The sequence below is a fragment of the Streptococcus fermentans genome (assembly GCF_040888305.1).
Taxonomy (GTDB): domain Bacteria; phylum Bacillota; class Bacilli; order Lactobacillales; family Streptococcaceae; genus Streptococcus; species Streptococcus fermentans.
The window spans coordinates 467,748-484,084 of record NZ_JBFNFG010000001.1; the positions used below are offsets into that span (position 1 = coordinate 467,748).

17 protein-coding genes and 1 other annotated feature are annotated in these 16,337 nt (G+C 39.0%); of the genes, 13 read left to right on the forward strand and 4 right to left on the reverse strand.

The features are described 5' to 3' along the window. Window positions 1-12 precede the first annotated feature (12 nt). Entirely contained in the window at window positions 13-1,317 is a 1,305-nt protein-coding gene (locus tag AB2B50_RS02250) for an HD domain-containing protein (protein WP_320692095.1), read from the reverse strand. 71 nt (window positions 1,318-1,388) lie between these two features. Between AB2B50_RS02250 and AB2B50_RS02255 the strand changes: the two genes are divergently transcribed. After that, the gene (locus AB2B50_RS02255) at window positions 1,389-1,766 is read left to right on the forward strand and encodes a YwiB family protein (RefSeq protein WP_083279655.1); all 378 of its coding nucleotides are present in this window, start codon (window positions 1,389-1,391) and stop codon (window positions 1,764-1,766) included. A 115-nt stretch (window positions 1,767-1,881) separates the two neighbouring features. On the opposite strand, the gene AB2B50_RS02260 is transcribed toward AB2B50_RS02255, so the two are convergent. Together AB2B50_RS02260 and AB2B50_RS02265 are read right to left on the reverse strand one after the other, a co-directional pair. Continuing rightward, the gene (locus AB2B50_RS02260; RefSeq protein ID WP_320692094.1) at window positions 1,882-2,964 is read right to left on the reverse strand and encodes a DEAD/DEAH box helicase; all 1,083 of its coding nucleotides are present in this window, start codon (window positions 2,962-2,964) and stop codon (window positions 1,882-1,884) included. Next, window positions 2,961-3,938, reverse strand: a complete 978-nt coding sequence (locus AB2B50_RS02265) for a Gfo/Idh/MocA family protein (RefSeq protein ID WP_320692093.1) — start codon at window positions 3,936-3,938, stop codon at window positions 2,961-2,963. Before AB2B50_RS02265 ends, AB2B50_RS02260 begins: the two co-directional genes overlap by 4 nt. 145 nt (window positions 3,939-4,083) lie before the next feature. On the opposite strand from AB2B50_RS02265, the gene AB2B50_RS02270 reads away from it, so the two are divergent. The 10 genes from AB2B50_RS02270 to sdbB all read left to right on the forward strand — a co-directional run bounded on the left by AB2B50_RS02270 (window position 4,084) and on the right by sdbB (window position 11,796). Beyond that, window positions 4,084-4,770 carry a YoaK family protein gene (locus tag AB2B50_RS02270; protein WP_320692092.1) on the forward strand — a complete coding sequence of 229 codons (687 nt, stop codon included), beginning with the start codon at window positions 4,084-4,086 and terminating at the stop codon, window positions 4,768-4,770. A gap of 64 nt (window positions 4,771-4,834) precedes the next feature. Continuing rightward, window positions 4,835-4,921: a sequence feature (ribosomal protein L21 leader region), on the forward strand. A 36-nt stretch (window positions 4,922-4,957) separates the two neighbouring features. Beyond that, entirely contained in the window at window positions 4,958-5,272 is a 315-nt protein-coding gene (gene rplU, locus AB2B50_RS02275) for a 50S ribosomal protein L21 (protein WP_000109141.1), read from the forward strand. A gap of 15 nt (window positions 5,273-5,287) precedes the next feature. Then, window positions 5,288-5,632 (forward strand): ribosomal-processing cysteine protease Prp, encoded by a 345-nt coding sequence (locus tag AB2B50_RS02280; RefSeq protein WP_049503223.1) that lies wholly within the window; start codon window positions 5,288-5,290, stop codon window positions 5,630-5,632. Between the two features lie 16 nt (window positions 5,633-5,648). Further along, on the forward strand, window positions 5,649-5,942 hold the full coding sequence (gene rpmA, locus AB2B50_RS02285) for a 50S ribosomal protein L27 (RefSeq protein WP_000916509.1): 294 nt from the start codon (window positions 5,649-5,651) through the stop codon (window positions 5,940-5,942). Window positions 5,943-6,413: 471 nt separating this feature from the next. Then, window positions 6,414-7,673 (forward strand): UDP-N-acetylglucosamine 1-carboxyvinyltransferase, encoded by a 1,260-nt coding sequence (locus AB2B50_RS02290; protein WP_320692091.1) that lies wholly within the window; start codon window positions 6,414-6,416, stop codon window positions 7,671-7,673. A 16-nt stretch (window positions 7,674-7,689) separates the two neighbouring features. After that, window positions 7,690-8,241: a GNAT family N-acetyltransferase gene (locus AB2B50_RS02295; RefSeq protein WP_320692090.1), complete on the forward strand. Its 552-nt coding sequence runs from the start codon at window positions 7,690-7,692 to the stop codon at window positions 8,239-8,241. Continuing rightward, the gene (gene spxR / locus AB2B50_RS02300; protein ID WP_045763437.1) at window positions 8,234-9,511 is read left to right on the forward strand and encodes a CBS-HotDog domain-containing transcription factor SpxR; all 1,278 of its coding nucleotides are present in this window, start codon (window positions 8,234-8,236) and stop codon (window positions 9,509-9,511) included. The genes AB2B50_RS02295 and spxR overlap by 8 nt, the downstream gene beginning before the upstream one ends. Window positions 9,512-9,525: 14 nt before the next feature. Continuing rightward, window positions 9,526-10,386, forward strand: a complete 861-nt coding sequence (locus tag AB2B50_RS02305; protein WP_049525847.1) for a methionyl aminopeptidase — start codon at window positions 9,526-9,528, stop codon at window positions 10,384-10,386. A 126-nt stretch (window positions 10,387-10,512) separates the two neighbouring features. After that, window positions 10,513-11,220: a thiol-disulfide oxidoreductase-associated membrane protein CcdA2 gene (ccdA2, locus tag AB2B50_RS02310; RefSeq protein ID WP_320692089.1), complete on the forward strand. Its 708-nt coding sequence runs from the start codon at window positions 10,513-10,515 to the stop codon at window positions 11,218-11,220. A gap of 12 nt (window positions 11,221-11,232) precedes the next feature. Further along, complete coding sequence (gene sdbB, locus AB2B50_RS02315; protein ID WP_320692088.1) at window positions 11,233-11,796, forward strand: thiol-disulfide oxidoreductase-associated lipoprotein SdbB; 564 nt, start codon at window positions 11,233-11,235, stop codon at window positions 11,794-11,796. A gap of 57 nt (window positions 11,797-11,853) precedes the next feature. Here sdbB and AB2B50_RS02320 read toward each other — a convergent pair whose 3' ends face one another. Beyond that, window positions 11,854-12,840, reverse strand: a complete 987-nt coding sequence (locus AB2B50_RS02320) for an L-lactate dehydrogenase (RefSeq protein WP_320692087.1) — start codon at window positions 12,838-12,840, stop codon at window positions 11,854-11,856. Between the two features lie 195 nt (window positions 12,841-13,035). On the opposite strand from AB2B50_RS02320, the gene gyrA reads away from it, so the two are divergent. Beyond that, complete coding sequence (gene gyrA / locus AB2B50_RS02325) at window positions 13,036-15,504, forward strand: DNA gyrase subunit A (protein ID WP_320692086.1); 2,469 nt, start codon at window positions 13,036-13,038, stop codon at window positions 15,502-15,504. Further along, window positions 15,504-16,253 (forward strand): class A sortase, encoded by a 750-nt coding sequence (locus AB2B50_RS02330; protein ID WP_000078698.1) that lies wholly within the window; start codon window positions 15,504-15,506, stop codon window positions 16,251-16,253. Before gyrA ends, AB2B50_RS02330 begins: the two co-directional genes overlap by 1 nt. Window positions 16,254-16,337 lie beyond the last annotated feature (84 nt).

Here is a 16,337-nt window from a genome sequence, read left to right on the forward strand (position 1 = left end):
ATAGTTCCTCTTTTAGTTTTTATTTGGTTTAAAATGATCGTTTTCAATCAAGTGTAAAAATTGCTGGGTGATGCTTGCGAAGATGCTGTTTTGATCCAACATTTCTTTTGGGAAGTAGAAACGATTATCTCCGTGGCGACTGCCAGCAAGGGATTGAACGATAGGAGAAAGGCTAGAAAGTTCTGCTAGTTCTCCATTTTTTTGTATAATCTCAATCTGCGTTCGTGGGTTTTCAGATTCAGGGCGATAGATATCATAAGGAAGGTCAAAGTTCTTATGGATAGCTGTGTAATAGTCAGGATCAAAGCCGATATCTTCTACCAGTTTTCTCATAGATGCAAGCTGTTCTTGATCTTCTTGTGAAAAGGTGATTGATTTAAAGACCTTGCGATTGACAAAGCGTTGTGACAGGTCAGCTAAAATCTTGTCAGAACTGGTCATCCATAGTTGGAAATAGGTATTCATAACTCCGTCATCCAAAGATAGATAGTCAGCTAAGCTAACATTTTTTTCGAAAAATGGCAGTAGATGTGGGGATGTTAGTATAAAGAAGTCCTTGTTTCCTGGATAAAGTTCTTTAGCACGTTTCAAAAGATTCTGCAGAAGTACTTCCATAGCACGTGTTGCTGGATGGAAATATACCTGCATATACATTTGATAGCGACTAAGAACATAGTCTTCGATGGCATGCATCCCGTTTCGTTGGAAAGCAATTCCGTTTTCGATAGGGCGAATAACTCGTAAGATACGTGTTAGGTCAAATTCCCCATAAGAAGCCCCTGTAAAATAGGAGTCACGTAAGAGATAGTCCATGCGGTCTGCATCTATTTGACTCGAAATCAATTGAACCACCTGCTTATTTGGATAAGTATGGTCTATAACACTAGCTACCTTTTCAGGGAAATCTGGAGCTACCTGTAAAAGAACCTGGTGAATCTCTGTTTCAGGGCTTTGGATAATTTCCTGCGTAATAGCCTCATGATCGGTATCAAAGAGATTTTCAAAGGTATGCGAGTAGGCACCATGTCCTAAGTCATGAAGGAGGGCTGCAGTCATGGTTAGGAGAGACTCCGAAGGATCCCATTCTTTAGGATACTTTTCCTCAAAAATCTCGGTGATGCGACGTGCAATCTCGTAAACACCTAGACAGTGAGAGAAACGACTATGTTCTCCACCATGAAAGGTGTAACTGGATGTTCCGAGCTGCTTGATACGACGAAGCCGTTGAAATTCTTTGGTATTGATTAAGTCATAGATAATCTGATTATCAACATGGATATAATTGTGAACAGGGTCACGAAATACTTTTTCATTCATAAAACCATTATAGCAAAAAGCCACAGTTTTTGGTAAAATAGTAGGATAATAGTGAAGAAAGAGGACTTGAAGTGAAGATTCGAATGAGAAATACCATCCAATTTGATGAACAATTGGAAGTGATTGACCAACTTTATGACGTTGAGTTACGTGAGAAAGGTGATTTTTCCTATCTCCTTTTTTACAATGAAGAGAAGGAAAAAGTGGTACTCAAGTTTAATGATACAGAGTTGGTGATGTCTCGATTTTCCAACCCTAAGACCATCATGCGTTTTCTGAAGGAAGCTGATAGTTTAGCCTATATTCCTACACCAATGGGGATACAGGAGTTTATCATCCAAACAAGCCATTATCAAGTTGAACAACAAAAGATTGAACTAGCCTATCAACTACAAAACAAAGAAGGAGTTCCATTTGCGGACTATCGCTTAGAAATTACCTGGGGGTAAAAAGTCGGTGGAGGAGAAATCGATAGACAAGGTCTCGATTTCCTAGTTCCAAATCAGCTAGCAGGCAAAATATTTTTACTAATAAAAAATGAGGTTAGGATTTTTATCCCAGCCTCTATTTGATATATAGTTCTTGATTTTTCAAGACGATTTCACGTACACTTGCAAATTTCTTAAGTTTTTTAAGATCTTCTGGATGTGTCACAAGAGTGATGACATAGCCTTCTTTACCCATGCGTCCTGTACGACCCGCACGGTGAGTATAGGTTTCAATATCTCTAGGAACGTCAAAGTTGAGCACACATTCCAGACTATCAATGTCTATACCACGAGCTAGAAGGTCTGTCGCAAGAAGTAGTGTTAGCTGATTATCTTTGAATTTTTCTAAGATAACTTTTCTAAATTTGACGTTAACATCACTAGCTAACGAAACAGCCAAAACATCACGATATTGTAGTTTTTCCTCGGCGCTTCCAAGGTCAGATAAGCTATTGAAGAATACCAGACCACGGAAATCCTCGACATGTGCCAGTTTTCTAAGCATATCTACTCGATGACGTTGATCTACTTGCATGTAGAAGTGTTGAATGTTATCCAACTTTTGATCAGAGAGGTCGATGGTGCGCGTGTTAGGCGCAATCTTATCTTGGTCAAACTTGGTAGTGGCACTCATATAGATGAGTTGGTGGTCGCGAGGTGCGTAGTGAGTAATTTTTTCTACAAAGTGGATTTGAGAATCATCTAGCAACTGGTCAAACTCATCAAGTATGATAGTCTCCACATTCATCATCTTGATTTTTTTCAATTTGATCAGTTCGAAGATACGACCGGGAGTTCCGATCAAAATTTCTGGTCCTTTTTTTAGTCGTTCAATTTGGCGTCTTTGACTCGAACCTGACAGGAAGAGCTGAGCAGTCAAGCCAATAGCTTCACCCCAGGTTTTAGTTACCTCAAAAATCTGACCAGCCAGTTCAGTATTTGGTGCTAAAATCAATAGTTGTTGCGCTTTTTTCTTTTGGAGACGAAGAAGACTTGGTAGGAGATAAGCAAGGGTCTTACCAGTTCCTGTTGGACTGACTCCAAGGAGGGTTTGACCGTCTAAAATCGGATCAAAAAGCTTAGTTTGAATGGGGGTGAATTCTTGAAAGCCGAGTTGTTCGGTTAGCACTTGCCATTCTTTAGGTAGTTTGGTTTTCATTTTTCTGCCTCAAATCTAATGCCAGCAGTCTGGCGCATGGTGTAGAGTAGCTTATGGATGTGTGTTGCATCATCCAACCAAGCTTGGTAAAGTTCTAGGTTTGGCTGCTTGATCATGTTAGCAAAAGCAGCGACCTCCTCAGTCATGGTATGAGGTGCTTGCTGAATAGGTAGATGTGTTTCATTACCTTGATGATCAGTGAAAATAGCTGATCGAACGTGTTCGATAGTGTTGAGCGTCAGTGTTCCATCTGTTGTATATATTTCGCAAGGCAGATTAGAAGTAATGTTTTTACCAGCCTTGATATGGACTTGATAACCGGGATAAGATAAGATACCATCTCCGTTCAGATCAATAGTGTTGTCAAGTTGTTGAGCTTGATAGGTCGCATCGAGTGCTTTTCCAAATAAGCGAACCGCAGCATAGATTGGGTAAATACCTAAGTCCATGAGAGCCCCACCAGCAAAACGGTCTGAGAAAACATTTGGAGTGTTTCCAGCAAGGAAATCAGGCATCTTAGAAGAGTATTTTGCGTAATTGAAGTCTGCCCCTAAAACTTGCTTGTCTGCTAAGAAGTGTTTAATAGTTGTGAAGGCTTCCTCATGATAGTTACGGGCTGCTTCAAAGATAAAACGGTGATGCTCCTGAGCTATTTGAATTAACTCTTGCCATTCTTGGGGTTGAGTCACAGCAGGTTTTTCAAGGATAACATGTTTACCAGCAGATAAGGCCTTTTTAGACTGACTATAATGCAGAGAATTGGGACTTGCGATATAGACAACATCAAATTCAGACTGGAAGAAATCCTCTAAATTATCAAATAGACTAACATTTTGATAAGGACTAGTAAATTGCTGAGCAGTCGTGAGCTTTCTTGAATAAACAGCCACTAACTGGAATTCCTGACTAGTATGAGCAGCTTCTATAAAGTGGTGACTGATTGCACCAGTACCGATAATACCAAGTTTTAGCATGAAATCTCCTTTTCTACAAGTAATGACTGCTTTCATTATATCACAGATAGACTAAACTAGCCAAAGGGAGACAATTCTTTTATTTGATACTTCGAATTTTCATCAAAAAATGGTACAATAGATTCAGAAAAAATAGGAGTGTAGTATGAGATTATTACCTATGAGAAAAATTTCTCGTCATTCAAAAAGATTGGCGCTTTTTTTGACTTTTTGTGCGGGTTATGTAGATGCCTATACCTTTATCATACGTGGGAATACTCTAGTTGCAGGTCAAACGGGGAATGTCGTTTTCCTTTCCGTTGGTCTCATTCAAGACAATGTTTCAGATGCCAGTGTCAAGGTAATGACCTTGATTTCCTTTATGGTAGGTGTTTTCCTCTTGACAGTCTATAAAGAAAAGTTACGGATTGTAAGAAAACCAATTCTATCCCTTATTCCACTAGCAATTTTATCTTTAATTATAGGATTTGTTCCCTTGACGGTTGATAATATATACATAGTACCACCATTAGCCTTTTGTATGGGACTTGTAACAACAGCATTTGGAGAAGTTTCAGGAATCGCATATAACAATGCTTTTATGACTGGTAATATCAAACGAACCATGTTAGCGTTTGGGGAATATGTTCGCACAAAACATACTCCTTTTTTACGAGAAGGTCTTATCTTTGTCAGTCTACTATCTAGCTTCGTTCTCGGAGTTATTGTATCAGCTTATCTGAGTATTTCTTATAAAGAAAAAACAATTTTAGGGATTCCAATCATGATGAGTATTTTTTATCTAAGTATGCTTTTTGCATCTTGGAGGAAAAAAGTTGGAGAAAAAGTTTAAATTCGATGATTAATACTTGTCAAAAATTAGGAATCATGCTATACTTGAAGAGTTGACTATGCACAATCCTGTGCAACCGCACGAACATCGTTGCTTGATTTTCAAGTGTAAGTGGTTCGTCCCACGATGCTAGGCGAGTCTTCACAAAAATACGGGGGGAACCCCAAAAAATCATAGGAGGTGCATAATGAGCACATACGCAATTATCAAAACTGGCGGAAAACAAGTTAAAGTTGAAGTTGGTCAAGCAGTCTACGTAGAAAAATTGAACGTTGAAGCTGGTCAAGAAGTTACTTTTAACGAAGTTGTTCTTGTTGGTGGTGAAAACACTGTTGTCGGAACTCCACTTGTTGCTGGAGCTACTGTAGTTGGAACTGTTGAAAAACAAGGAAAACAAAAGAAAGTTGTTACTTACAAGTACAAACCTAAAAAAGGTAGCCACCGTAAACAAGGTCACCGTCAACCATATACAAAAGTTGTCATCAACGCAATCAACGCTTAATTTTAAGGAGAACACATGATACAAGCAGTCTTTGAGAGAGCCGAAGATGGCGAGCTGAGGAGTGCGGAAATTACTGGACACGCCGAGAGTGGCGAATACGGCTTTGATGTCGTGTGTGCATCGGTTTCTACGCTTGCCATTAACTTTATCAATTCCATTGAGAAATTTGCAGGCTATGAACCAATCTTAAAATTAAACGAAGATGAAGGTGGCTATCTTATGGTTGAAATTCCCAGAGATCTTCCTTCTCACCAGAGAGAAATGACACAATTATTCTTTGAATCATTTTTCTTAGGTATGGCAACCTTATCGGAGGACTCTTCTGAGTTCGTCCAAACCAGAGTTATCACAGAAAACTAACACGGAGGAAAACATTATGTTAAAAATGACTCTTAACAACTTGCAACTTTTCGCCCACAAAAAAGGTGGAGGTTCTACATCAAACGGACGCGATTCACAAGCTAAACGTCTTGGAGCTAAAGCAGCTGACGGACAAACTGTAACTGGTGGATCAATCCTTTACCGTCAACGTGGTACACACATCTATCCAGGTGTAAACGTTGGACGTGGTGGAGACGATACTTTATTCGCTAAAGTTGAAGGCGTAGTACGCTTTGAACGTAAAGGTCGCGATAAAAAACAAGTTTCTGTTTACCCAATCGCAAAATAAAAAGGTCCAGTGAACCTTTTTATCCCGAGCCTTGAAATGTAAAGGCGAGGAAGCTAGAAATAGCATTAAATAAGGCTTTCCGAGTTTTCGGAGAGCCTATTTTTTTGTTTTGATACCCATTTTGGTACCCAAAATGATTTTGATGTAAAATTTTTGTACAATATCATCGGTTTAATTTCTTATTTTATAAAAGTTGAATACTATTGCATATACTTATTAAGCCTGTCTTTCTTTACCCAATCGCAAACAAAAAATGTACAGTAAAAATTTTGTTGCAAGCCTTAAAATTACAGGCTAGGAAGATTTTTACTAGCTTTGATAAGTATGATAATTCTAACTGATATAACCACAGTTATCGTCTTTAATATCAAGATAGTTTTGGGCCTAATTTTTTTATAGGATTGGCTATTAGTAAGAAATATGGTATAATATAGGATGAGACCTTCTTAATAAATAGTGAAAGAGTATAAAATGAAAAAAATTGTCATTAACGGTGGGAGACCATTGAAAGGTGAAATTACGATTAGTGGCGCTAAAAATAGTGTCGTTGCCTTGATTCCTGCTATTATTTTATCAGATGATGTTGTGATTTTGGATTGTGTTCCGGACATCTCTGATGTAGCTAGTCTTATTGAGATTATGGAAATCATGGGAGCTAGTGTCAAGCGTTATGACGATGTTCTTGAGATTGATCCTCGTGGTGTTCAAAATAAACCAATGCCTTATGGTAAAATTAATAGCTTGCGTGCGTCTTATTATTTCTATGGTAGTCTTTTAGGACGTTTTGGTGAAGCAACTGTAGGTTTGCCTGGAGGGTGTGACCTAGGACCACGTCCGATTGATTTGCACTTAAAAGCATTTGAAGCTATGGGAGCTAAGACAACCTACGAGGGAGATAATATGAATCTCTCAACCCAAGGATCAAGTCTACATGGTGCGCATATCTATATGGATACTGTTAGTGTTGGTGCAACAATCAATACGATGCTAGCAGCAGTAAAAGCTAAAGGTCGAACAGTTATTGAAAATGCTGCTCGCGAACCTGAAATCATTGATGTGGCTACATTATTAAACAATATGGGAGCTCACATTCGTGGAGCAGGTACAGATATGATTATAATTGATGGTGTGGATAGCTTGCACGGGACACGCCACCAAGTCATCCCTGACCGTATCGAAGCAGGCACATATATTTCGATGGCAGCTGCAGTAGGTCATGGGATTCGAATTAATAATGTACTTTATGAGCATTTAGAAGGATTTATTGCTAAACTTGAAGAAATGGGTGTTCACATGACTGTTTCTGAAGACAGTATTTTCGTCGAAGAGCAAACAAATCTAAAGGCTGTTAATATCAAGACAGCTCCTTATCCAGGTTTCGCAACAGATCTTCAACAGCCTATTACTCCTTTGCTATTAAAAGCAGAAGGTCGTGGCACATTGATTGATACAATCTATGAAAAACGTGTCAACCATGTTTTTGAATTAGCCAAAATGAATGCAGATATTTCAACAACAAACGACCACATACTTTATAAGGGTGGAAATCCTTTACAGGGTGCAAAAGTTAAGGCAACAGACCTACGTGCTGGAGCTGCCTTAGTTATTGCTGGCTTGATGGCTGAAGGAAAAACAGAGATTACCAATGTTGAATTCATCCTTCGAGGCTACTCGAATATTATCGAAAAATTGCGTAATCTTGGAGCAGATATTGAGCTAATCGAAGATTAGCAATTTGAGGATTGCAATGAATATCTGGACTAAATTAGCAAAATTTTCTTTCTATGAGACGGAACGTTTATATTTCCGTCCCTTCTTTTTTACAGATGTAGATGATTTTCATCAACTTGCATCGGATCCTGAAAATCTTCAATTTATCTTTCCTGCACAAGCAAGTATTGAAGAAAGTCAGTATGCTCTTGCCAATTATTTTATGAAATCACCTTTGGGGATTTGGGCTATTTGTGATAAAAAAGAGCAAAGAATGATTGGAGCTATCAAGTTTGAAAAGCTTGATGAAATTAAGAAAGAAGCAGAAATTGGCTATTTTTTAAAGAAAAACTATTGGTCTCACGGTTATATGACTGAAGCAGTTACCAAATTACGAGATTTATCCATGAACGAGTTTGCATTGAAGCAACTTTCGATTGTGACACATCTAGAAAATGTTGCTAGTCAGAAAGTAGCAGAAAAATCAGATTTTGTTCTTTATCGTCGTTTTAAAGGTAGCGATCGTTATACCCGAAAGATGCGGGATTATCTAGAATTCCGTTATACAAAAGGAAATCTAAATGAGTAAACACCAAGAAATATTAGCCTACTTGGAAGAATTACCAGTTGGGAAGCGTGTTAGTGTTCGTAGTATTTCAAATCGGCTGGGAGTAAGTGATGGTACGGCATATCGGGCTATCAAAGAAGCTGAAAATAGGGGACTTGTTGAAACACGTCCTCGAAGTGGAACAGTACGTGTAAAGTCAAAAAAAGTAGCTATTGAGAAATTAACGTTCGCAGAAATTGCAGAAGTTACAGGCTCGGAAGTTTTAGCTGGTCAAGCTGGATTGGATAGAGAATTTAGTAAATTCTCCATTGGAGCGATGACTGAAAAGAATATTCTTTCTTATCTTCATGATGGCGGCTTACTTATCGTAGGAGATCGAACACGTATTCAGTTATTAGCACTTGAAAATGAAAATGCTGTCTTGGTAACAGGTGGATTTGAAGTTCATGAAGATGTTTTGAACCATGCTAATAAAAAAAATATTCCAGTATTGCGCAGTAAACATGATACATTTACAATTGCGACTATGATCAACAGAGCTTTGTCTAATGTTCAGATTAAGACAGATATTTTAACGGTTGAAAAAATCTATCGTACCAGTCATGAATATGGTTTTCTACAGGAAACGGATACTGTCAAAGATTATTTAGACTTGGTTCGTAAGAATAGAACGAGTCGTTTCCCTGTCATCAATCAGCATCAGGTTGTTGTTGGTGTAGTTACTATGCGTGATGCTGGAGATAAATCACCTGGTACAACGATAGATAAGGTCATGACAAGGACAGTCTATATGACTGGTTTAGCGACGAATATCGCTAACGTTAGCCAGAGAATGATTGCTGAAGACTTTGAAATGGTACCTGTTGTGAGAAGCAATCAAACCTTACTTGGTGTCATTACTAGACGGGATGTCATGGAAAAGATGAGTCGCTCTCAAGTTTCAGCTTTACCAACATTTTCAGAACAGGTTGGTCAGAAGTTATCTTACCACCATGACGAAGTTGTCATTACGGTTGAACCATTTATGTTGGAAAAAAATGGAGTCCTTGCAAATGGAGTTCTTTCAGAAATATTGACCCATATGACGCAAGATCTGGTTGTGAATAGCGGACGTAACCTTATCATTGAACAAATGTTGATTTATTTCTTACAAGCTGTTCAGATTGATGATACCTTGCGGATTCAGGCTAGAATTATTCATCATACGAGAAGGTCAGCTATTATTGACTATGACATTTATATCAATCATCAAATCGTATCAAAAGCAAATGTTACTGTAAAAATTAATTAAAACTAGGAGAAAACATGATTACATTAAAATCAGCTAGAGAAATCGAAGCAATGGATAAAGCTGGCGATTTTCTTGCCAGTATTCACATCGGTTTGCGTGACATCATCAAACCAGGTGTAGATATGTGGGAAGTAGAAGAATATGTGCGTCGTCGTTGTAAAGAAGAAAATTTCCTTCCACTACAAATCGGTGTTGATGGGGCAATGATGGATTATCCTTATGCCACTTGCTGTTCACTCAATGACGAAGTAGCCCATGCTTTTCCACGCCACTATATTTTGAAGGAAGGCGATTTGCTGAAGGTTGATATGGTTCTTGGTGGGCCAATCGCTAAGTCTGACCTCAATGTTTCTAAACTCAACTTTAACAACGTTGAGCAGATGAAAAAATATACTCAAAACTTTACGGGCGGCTTGGCAGATTCTTGTTGGGCATACGCTGTTGGAAAACCGTCAGAAGAAGTTAAAAACTTAATGGACGTGACCAAGGAAGCTATGTACATTGGTATTGAAAAAGCTGTTGTAGGAAACCGTATTGGAGATATTGGAGCTGCTATTCAGGAATATGCTGAAAGTCGTGGTTACGGCGTTGTTCGTGATCTTGTAGGACACGGTGTTGGTCCAACTATGCATGAAGAACCAATGGTTCCTAACTATGGTATCGCAGGTCGCGGTCTCCGCCTTCGTGAAGGCATGGTTTTGACAATCGAACCTATGATCAATACAGGTGATTGGGAAATCGATACAGATATGAAAACAGGTTGGGCTCACAAAACTATCGACGGTGGTCTATCATGTCAGTATGAACACCAGTTTGTTATTACCAAGGATGGACCTGTAATCTTGACAAGTCAAGGTGAAGAGGGAACTTATTAATCAAAAAAGGAGCTGAGCTCCTTTTTTGATTCTTTCAAGTTGAAAATTAATTTGCGTAGCGGATTTCTTACAAACGTTTTCTTTTATAGTAAAATAAAAGATAACTATATGAAAGAAGGTTCTTAATTGGAAAGTATTTTATTTTTTATTTCTGTCTTTATAGCTGGGGTATTGTCATTCTTTTCTCCCTGTATCTTTCCCTTGTTACCAGTCTACGCAGGTGTTCTGCTAGATGATCAAGAGGAGTCAAAGACATTTCGTTTTTTGGGTAAAGATGTTGCCTGGTCAGGATTGATTCGGACACTCTGTTTCATTGCGGGTATCTCTCTCATCTTCTTTATTCTTGGATTTGGAGCAGGATTCCTTGGGAATTTACTTTATGCTGACTGGTTCCGTTATGTCATGGGAATCATGATTATTATACTGGGTTTGCATCAGATGGAAATTCTTCACTTACAAAAATTAGAGGTACAAAAAACAGTAACATTTAAGCAAAAACAGTCTAGCAAATATTTGTCGGCCTTTTTACTGGGTATCAGCTTCAGCTTTGGCTGGACTCCATGTATAGGCCCAGTTTTAAGTTCTGTTTTAGCACTGGCTGCCTCAGGAGGAAATGGAGCTCTTCAGGGAGCCTTATTAACCCTCATTTACACTCTCGGAATGGCGCTTCCATTTTTAGTTCTGGCCTTGGCATCAGGTCTTGTCATGCCTTATTTTAGTAGAATCAAATCCCACATACTTTTATTGAAGAAAATTGGTGGTTTATTGATCATTCTCATGGGAATTTTATTAATGTTGGGACAGTTAAATGTCTTATCTGGAATATTAGGATAAAAGGAGTTATCTATGAAAAAAATTATCTATTTTGGGCTTAGTTTCTTGTCTCTCTTTCTTCTGATTGCTTGTGGCAAGGAAGAGAAAAAATCAAGTCAAGAAAATCAAACGACTCAGACACAGCAGCAAACAACTGTGAAGCAAGTGGCTGTCGGAGCAGAAGCACCTGATTTTACGCTTCAATCAATGGATGGAAAAGAAGTGAAATTATCTGATTTTAAAGGTAAAAAAGTTTATCTTAAATTTTGGGCATCTTGGTGTGGACCATGTAAGAAGAGTATGCCAGAATTGATGGAGCTTGCTGCTAAGGAAGATCGTGATTTCGAAATTTTATCTGTCATTGCTCCAGGGCTTCAAGGTGAAAAAACGATAGACCAATTTCCAAAGTGGTTTGAAGAACAAGGTTATAAAGACATCCCAGTTTTATATGATACAAAAGGAGCTGTTTTTCAAGATTATCAAATTCGAAGCATCCCTACAGAGTATCTAATTGATTCAGAGGGTAAAATTGCTAAGATTCAATTAGGTGCAATAAGTAACGCAGATGCAGAAGCGGCTTTTGCTCAAATGAAATAAAGTAATGAAATATAAAAATGTCTAGACAAACCGTCTAGACATTTTTTCTAACTTAAATTAGTTTTTTGAAGCTTCTTGGAATTCAGGGTTTTTCCAAGCTTCATCAATGATAGCTTTCAATTCTTTAGCAGAAGCTTGCATTTTTTGAGTTTCAGCATCGTTCAATGGGATGTTCACTGGACGTACAATACCGTGTGCTCCAACAACAGCTGGTTGACCAATGAAGACGTCATTGATTCCGTATTGGCCTTCTTGGAATACAGAAAGTGGAAGTACTGCATTTTCATCATCAAGGATTGCTTTAGTGATACGAGCAAGGGCAACGGCGATACCATAGTATGTAGCACCTTTTTTGTTGATGATTGTGTAAGCAGCGTCACGAACACCTTCGAACAATTCGATCAATTCAGTTTCTTGAACGTTTTGAGTGTCCTTAAGGAATTCTTCAAGGTTAACACCAGCAATGTTAGCGTGTGACCAAACGGCAAATTCTGAGTCACCGTGTTCACCCATGATGTAGGCGTGAACTGAACGAGCGTCTACATCCAATTTTTCAGCAAGGGCTTGACGGAAACGAGCTGAGTCAAGAGAAGTACCTGAACCGATAACGCGTTCTTTAGGGAATCCTGAGAATTTCCATGTAGAGTATGTCAAAACGTCAACTGGGTTAGCAGCTACAAGGAAGATACCGTTAAATCCTGATTCAACAACTTGTGTTACGATTGATTTGTTGATTGCAAGGTTTTTACCAACAAGATCAAGACGAGTTTCACCTGGTTTTTGAGGAGCACCAGCAGTGATAACTACAAGGTCAGCGTCCGCACAGTCAGCGTATTCAGCAGCATAGATCTTTTTAGGTGAAGTGAAAGCAAGGGCGTGGCTAAGGTCAAGAGCGTCACCAACAGCTTTTTCGTGTAATTGAGGAATTTCAATGATACCAAGTTCTTGGGCAATTCCTTGGTTAACAAGAGCGAAAGCGTAAGATGAACCTACGGCACCATCACCAACGAGGATAACTTTTTTGTGTTGTTTAGTTGCTGTCATTAGTCTAAACATCTCCTTTGTTTTTTTTAGGGTAATACCCTGTCTGATTCCATTCTATCACTTTTAAATAGCTTTGTCACGGATATAACATCCAGTTATCAATGTAAGCGTTTTAGGTGTATCCAGAGACTGAAATATAAGCTAAACTATGGTATAATATATCTAGTTACTAATAGTGAAATGAGGCATTTGTTAATGCAAGATAAAAATTTAGTGAATGTCAATCTGACAAAGGAGATGAAGACCAGCTTTATCGACTACGCCATGAGTGTTATCGTATCGCGGGCCCTTCCTGATGTTCGAGATGGATTGAAACCAGTTCATCGTCGTATTTTGTACGGTATGAACGAATTGGGTGTGACACCAGATAAACCTCATAAGAAATCTGCTCGTATTACAGGGGATGTCATGGGTAAATACCATCCACACGGTGACTTATCTATCTACGAAGCCATGGTTCGTATGGCTCAATGGTGGAGCTACCGTTATATGCTTGTAGATGGGCATGGTAACTTTGGTTCCATGGACGGTGACGGTGCTGCCGCTCAGCGTTATACCGAAGCACGTATGAGTAAGATCGCCCTTGAAATGCTTCGCGATATCAATAAAAATACCGTTGATTTTGTAGATAACTATGATGCCAATGAACGTGAACCCCTGGTTCTCCCAGCTCGTTTCCCAAACCTTTTGGTCAATGGAGCTACAGGTATCGCTGTTGGTATGGCGACTAATATTCCACCACATAACTTGGGTGAAACCATTGATGCAGTGAAGTTGGTCATGGATAATCCAGAAGTTACAACCAAGGAATTAATGGAAGTTCTTCCTGGTCCAGATTTCCCAACTGGTGCCCTTGTTATGGGGAAATCAGGTATTCATAAGGCTTATGAAACAGGGAAAGGCTCCATTGTTCTTCGTTCTCGTACTGAAATCGAAGAAACTAAGACTGGTCGCGAACGTATCGTAGTAACAGAGTTTCCATACATGGTTAATAAAACCAAAGTTCATGAACATATTGTGCGTTTAGTTCAAGAAAAACGTATCGAAGGAATTACTGCCGTTCGTGACGAATCAAACCGTGAGGGTGTTCGCTTTGTTATCGAAGTGAAACGTGATGCGTCTGCCAATGTTATTTTGAATAACTTGTTCAAGATGACTCAAATGCAAACTAGCTTTGGATTTAACATGCTGGCAATCCAGAATGGTGTACCAAAGATTCTCTCTCTTCGTCAAATCTTGGATGCTTATATTGAGCACCAAAAAGAAGTGGTGACTCGTCGTACTCGATTTGACAAAGAGAAAGCTGAAGCGCGTGCACACATCTTAGAAGGTTTGTTAATTGCTCTGGACCATATTGACGAAGTCATTCGTATCATTCGTGCCAGTGAAACGGATGCAGAAGCCCAAGCTGAATTGATGAGCAAGTTCAAGTTATCTGAACGTCAAAGTCAAGCAATTCTCGATATGCGTCTACGTCGTTTGACAGGTTTGGAACGTGACAAGATTCAGTCGGAATATGATGAGCTTATTGCTTTGATTGCTGACTTGGCAGACATTCTTGCAAAACCAGAACGCGTAGCGCAAATCATCAAGGAAGAATTGGATGAGGTCAAACGTAAGTTTGGCGATCCACGTCGTACTGAGTTGATGGTTGGTGAAGTCTTGACGCTTGAAGATGAAGACTTGATTGAAGAGTCTGATGTTCTCATCACTCTATCAAATAAAGGTTATATCAAACGTTTGGACCAAGACGAATTTACAGCTCAAAAACGTGGTGGACGTGGCGTTCAAGGAACTGGAGTTAAGGACGATGACTTTGTGCGTGAATTGGTTTCAACCAGCACTCACGATCATTTGCTATTCTTTACTAATAAAGGGCGTGTGTATCGTCTTAAGGGGTATGAAATTCCAGAGTATGGTCGCACTGCTAAGGGCTTGCCAGTCGTCAATCTTTTGAAACTAGACGATGGTGAAAGCATTCAAACCATTATCAATGTTGAATCAGAACGTAGTGATGATGCTTACCTCTTCTTTACAACTCGTGCTGGTATTGTTAAGAGAACCAGCGTTAAAGAATTCGCCAATATTCGTCAAAATGGTCTCAAAGCCTTGAATCTGAAAGATGAGGATGAGTTGATTAATGTCTTACTAACTGAAAAAGACACAGATATCATCATCGGAACCAAATTAGGTTATGCAGTTCGTTTCAATCAGTCTTCAGTTCGTAGTATGAGTCGTATCGCCACTGGTGTTAAAGGGGTAAACCTTCGTGAAGGTGATGCAGTAGTAGGAGCGAGAGTGATCACTGACCAAGATGAAGTCCTTATCATAACTGAAAAAGGATACGGTAAGCGCACAGTTGCGACTGAATACCCAACAAAAGGTCGTGCCGGTAAGGGAATGAAAACAGCCAATATTACTGAAAAAAATGGTCCTCTGGCTGGTCTCTTAACAGTAAACGGTGACGAAGACTTGATGATTATCACTGATACAGGTGTCATGATTCGAACAAATGTAGCCAATATTTCACAAACAGGGCGTTCAACTATGGGAGTAAAAGTGATGCGTCTAGATCAAGATGCTAAGATTGTGACTTTTACAAGTGTTGCAGCAGCAGAAAAAGAAGAAGTTGGGGCAGAACAGGAAACAGAAAGTGAAGCATAATGTCTCAAAAAAAGAATCAAAGTAAAAAAAATAAACGTAAGAATCTACTGATTAACATACTGGCAGGATTCCTAATCTTGTTATCTATCGCTTTAATCTTCAATGCCAATATTCGTGATATGTTCATGATTTGGAACACTAATAAGTATCAGGTCAGTCAAGTAACTAAGGAAGAGATTGAGGAGAATAAAGAAACAGAAGGGAATTTCGATTTTGACTCTGTAAAATCACTTTCCTCGGAGGCAGTCTTATCAGCTCAGTGGAATTCCCAACAACTTCCGGTTATTGGAGGTATTGCCATTCCAGAGCTTGAAATGAACCTGCCAATATTTAAGGGGCTCGATAATGTTAACCTCTTTTATGGTGCTGGGACAATGAAAGCCAATCAGGTAATGGGGGAAGGAAATTATTCTCTAGCAAGTCACCGTATCTTTGCAGGTGAAAATGCAGATAAGAAATTATTCTCTCCTCTTGCTCGCGCTGAGAAAGGGATGAAAATTTATCTCACTGATAAAGAGAAAGTCTATACATACGAGATTGAAGAAGTTAAAATTGTAACTCCTGATCGCGTAGATGTAATTGACGAACGTGATGGGATTAAAGAGATTACCTTGGTAACCTGTGAAGATGCTAATGCAGTTGAGAGAATTATCGTTAAAGGGAATTTGACAGAGATAAAATCTTATGCAGAAACTCCATCAGATATCTTAGAAGCCTTTAATAAACCCTATAAACAATTTTATGAATAGCAGAAGAGGTTGGGACAAAAGAGCCCGACCTCATTTTTTAGGCTCTATAATATTTGTAGTGGGTAAATCCCCTATAGATATTAT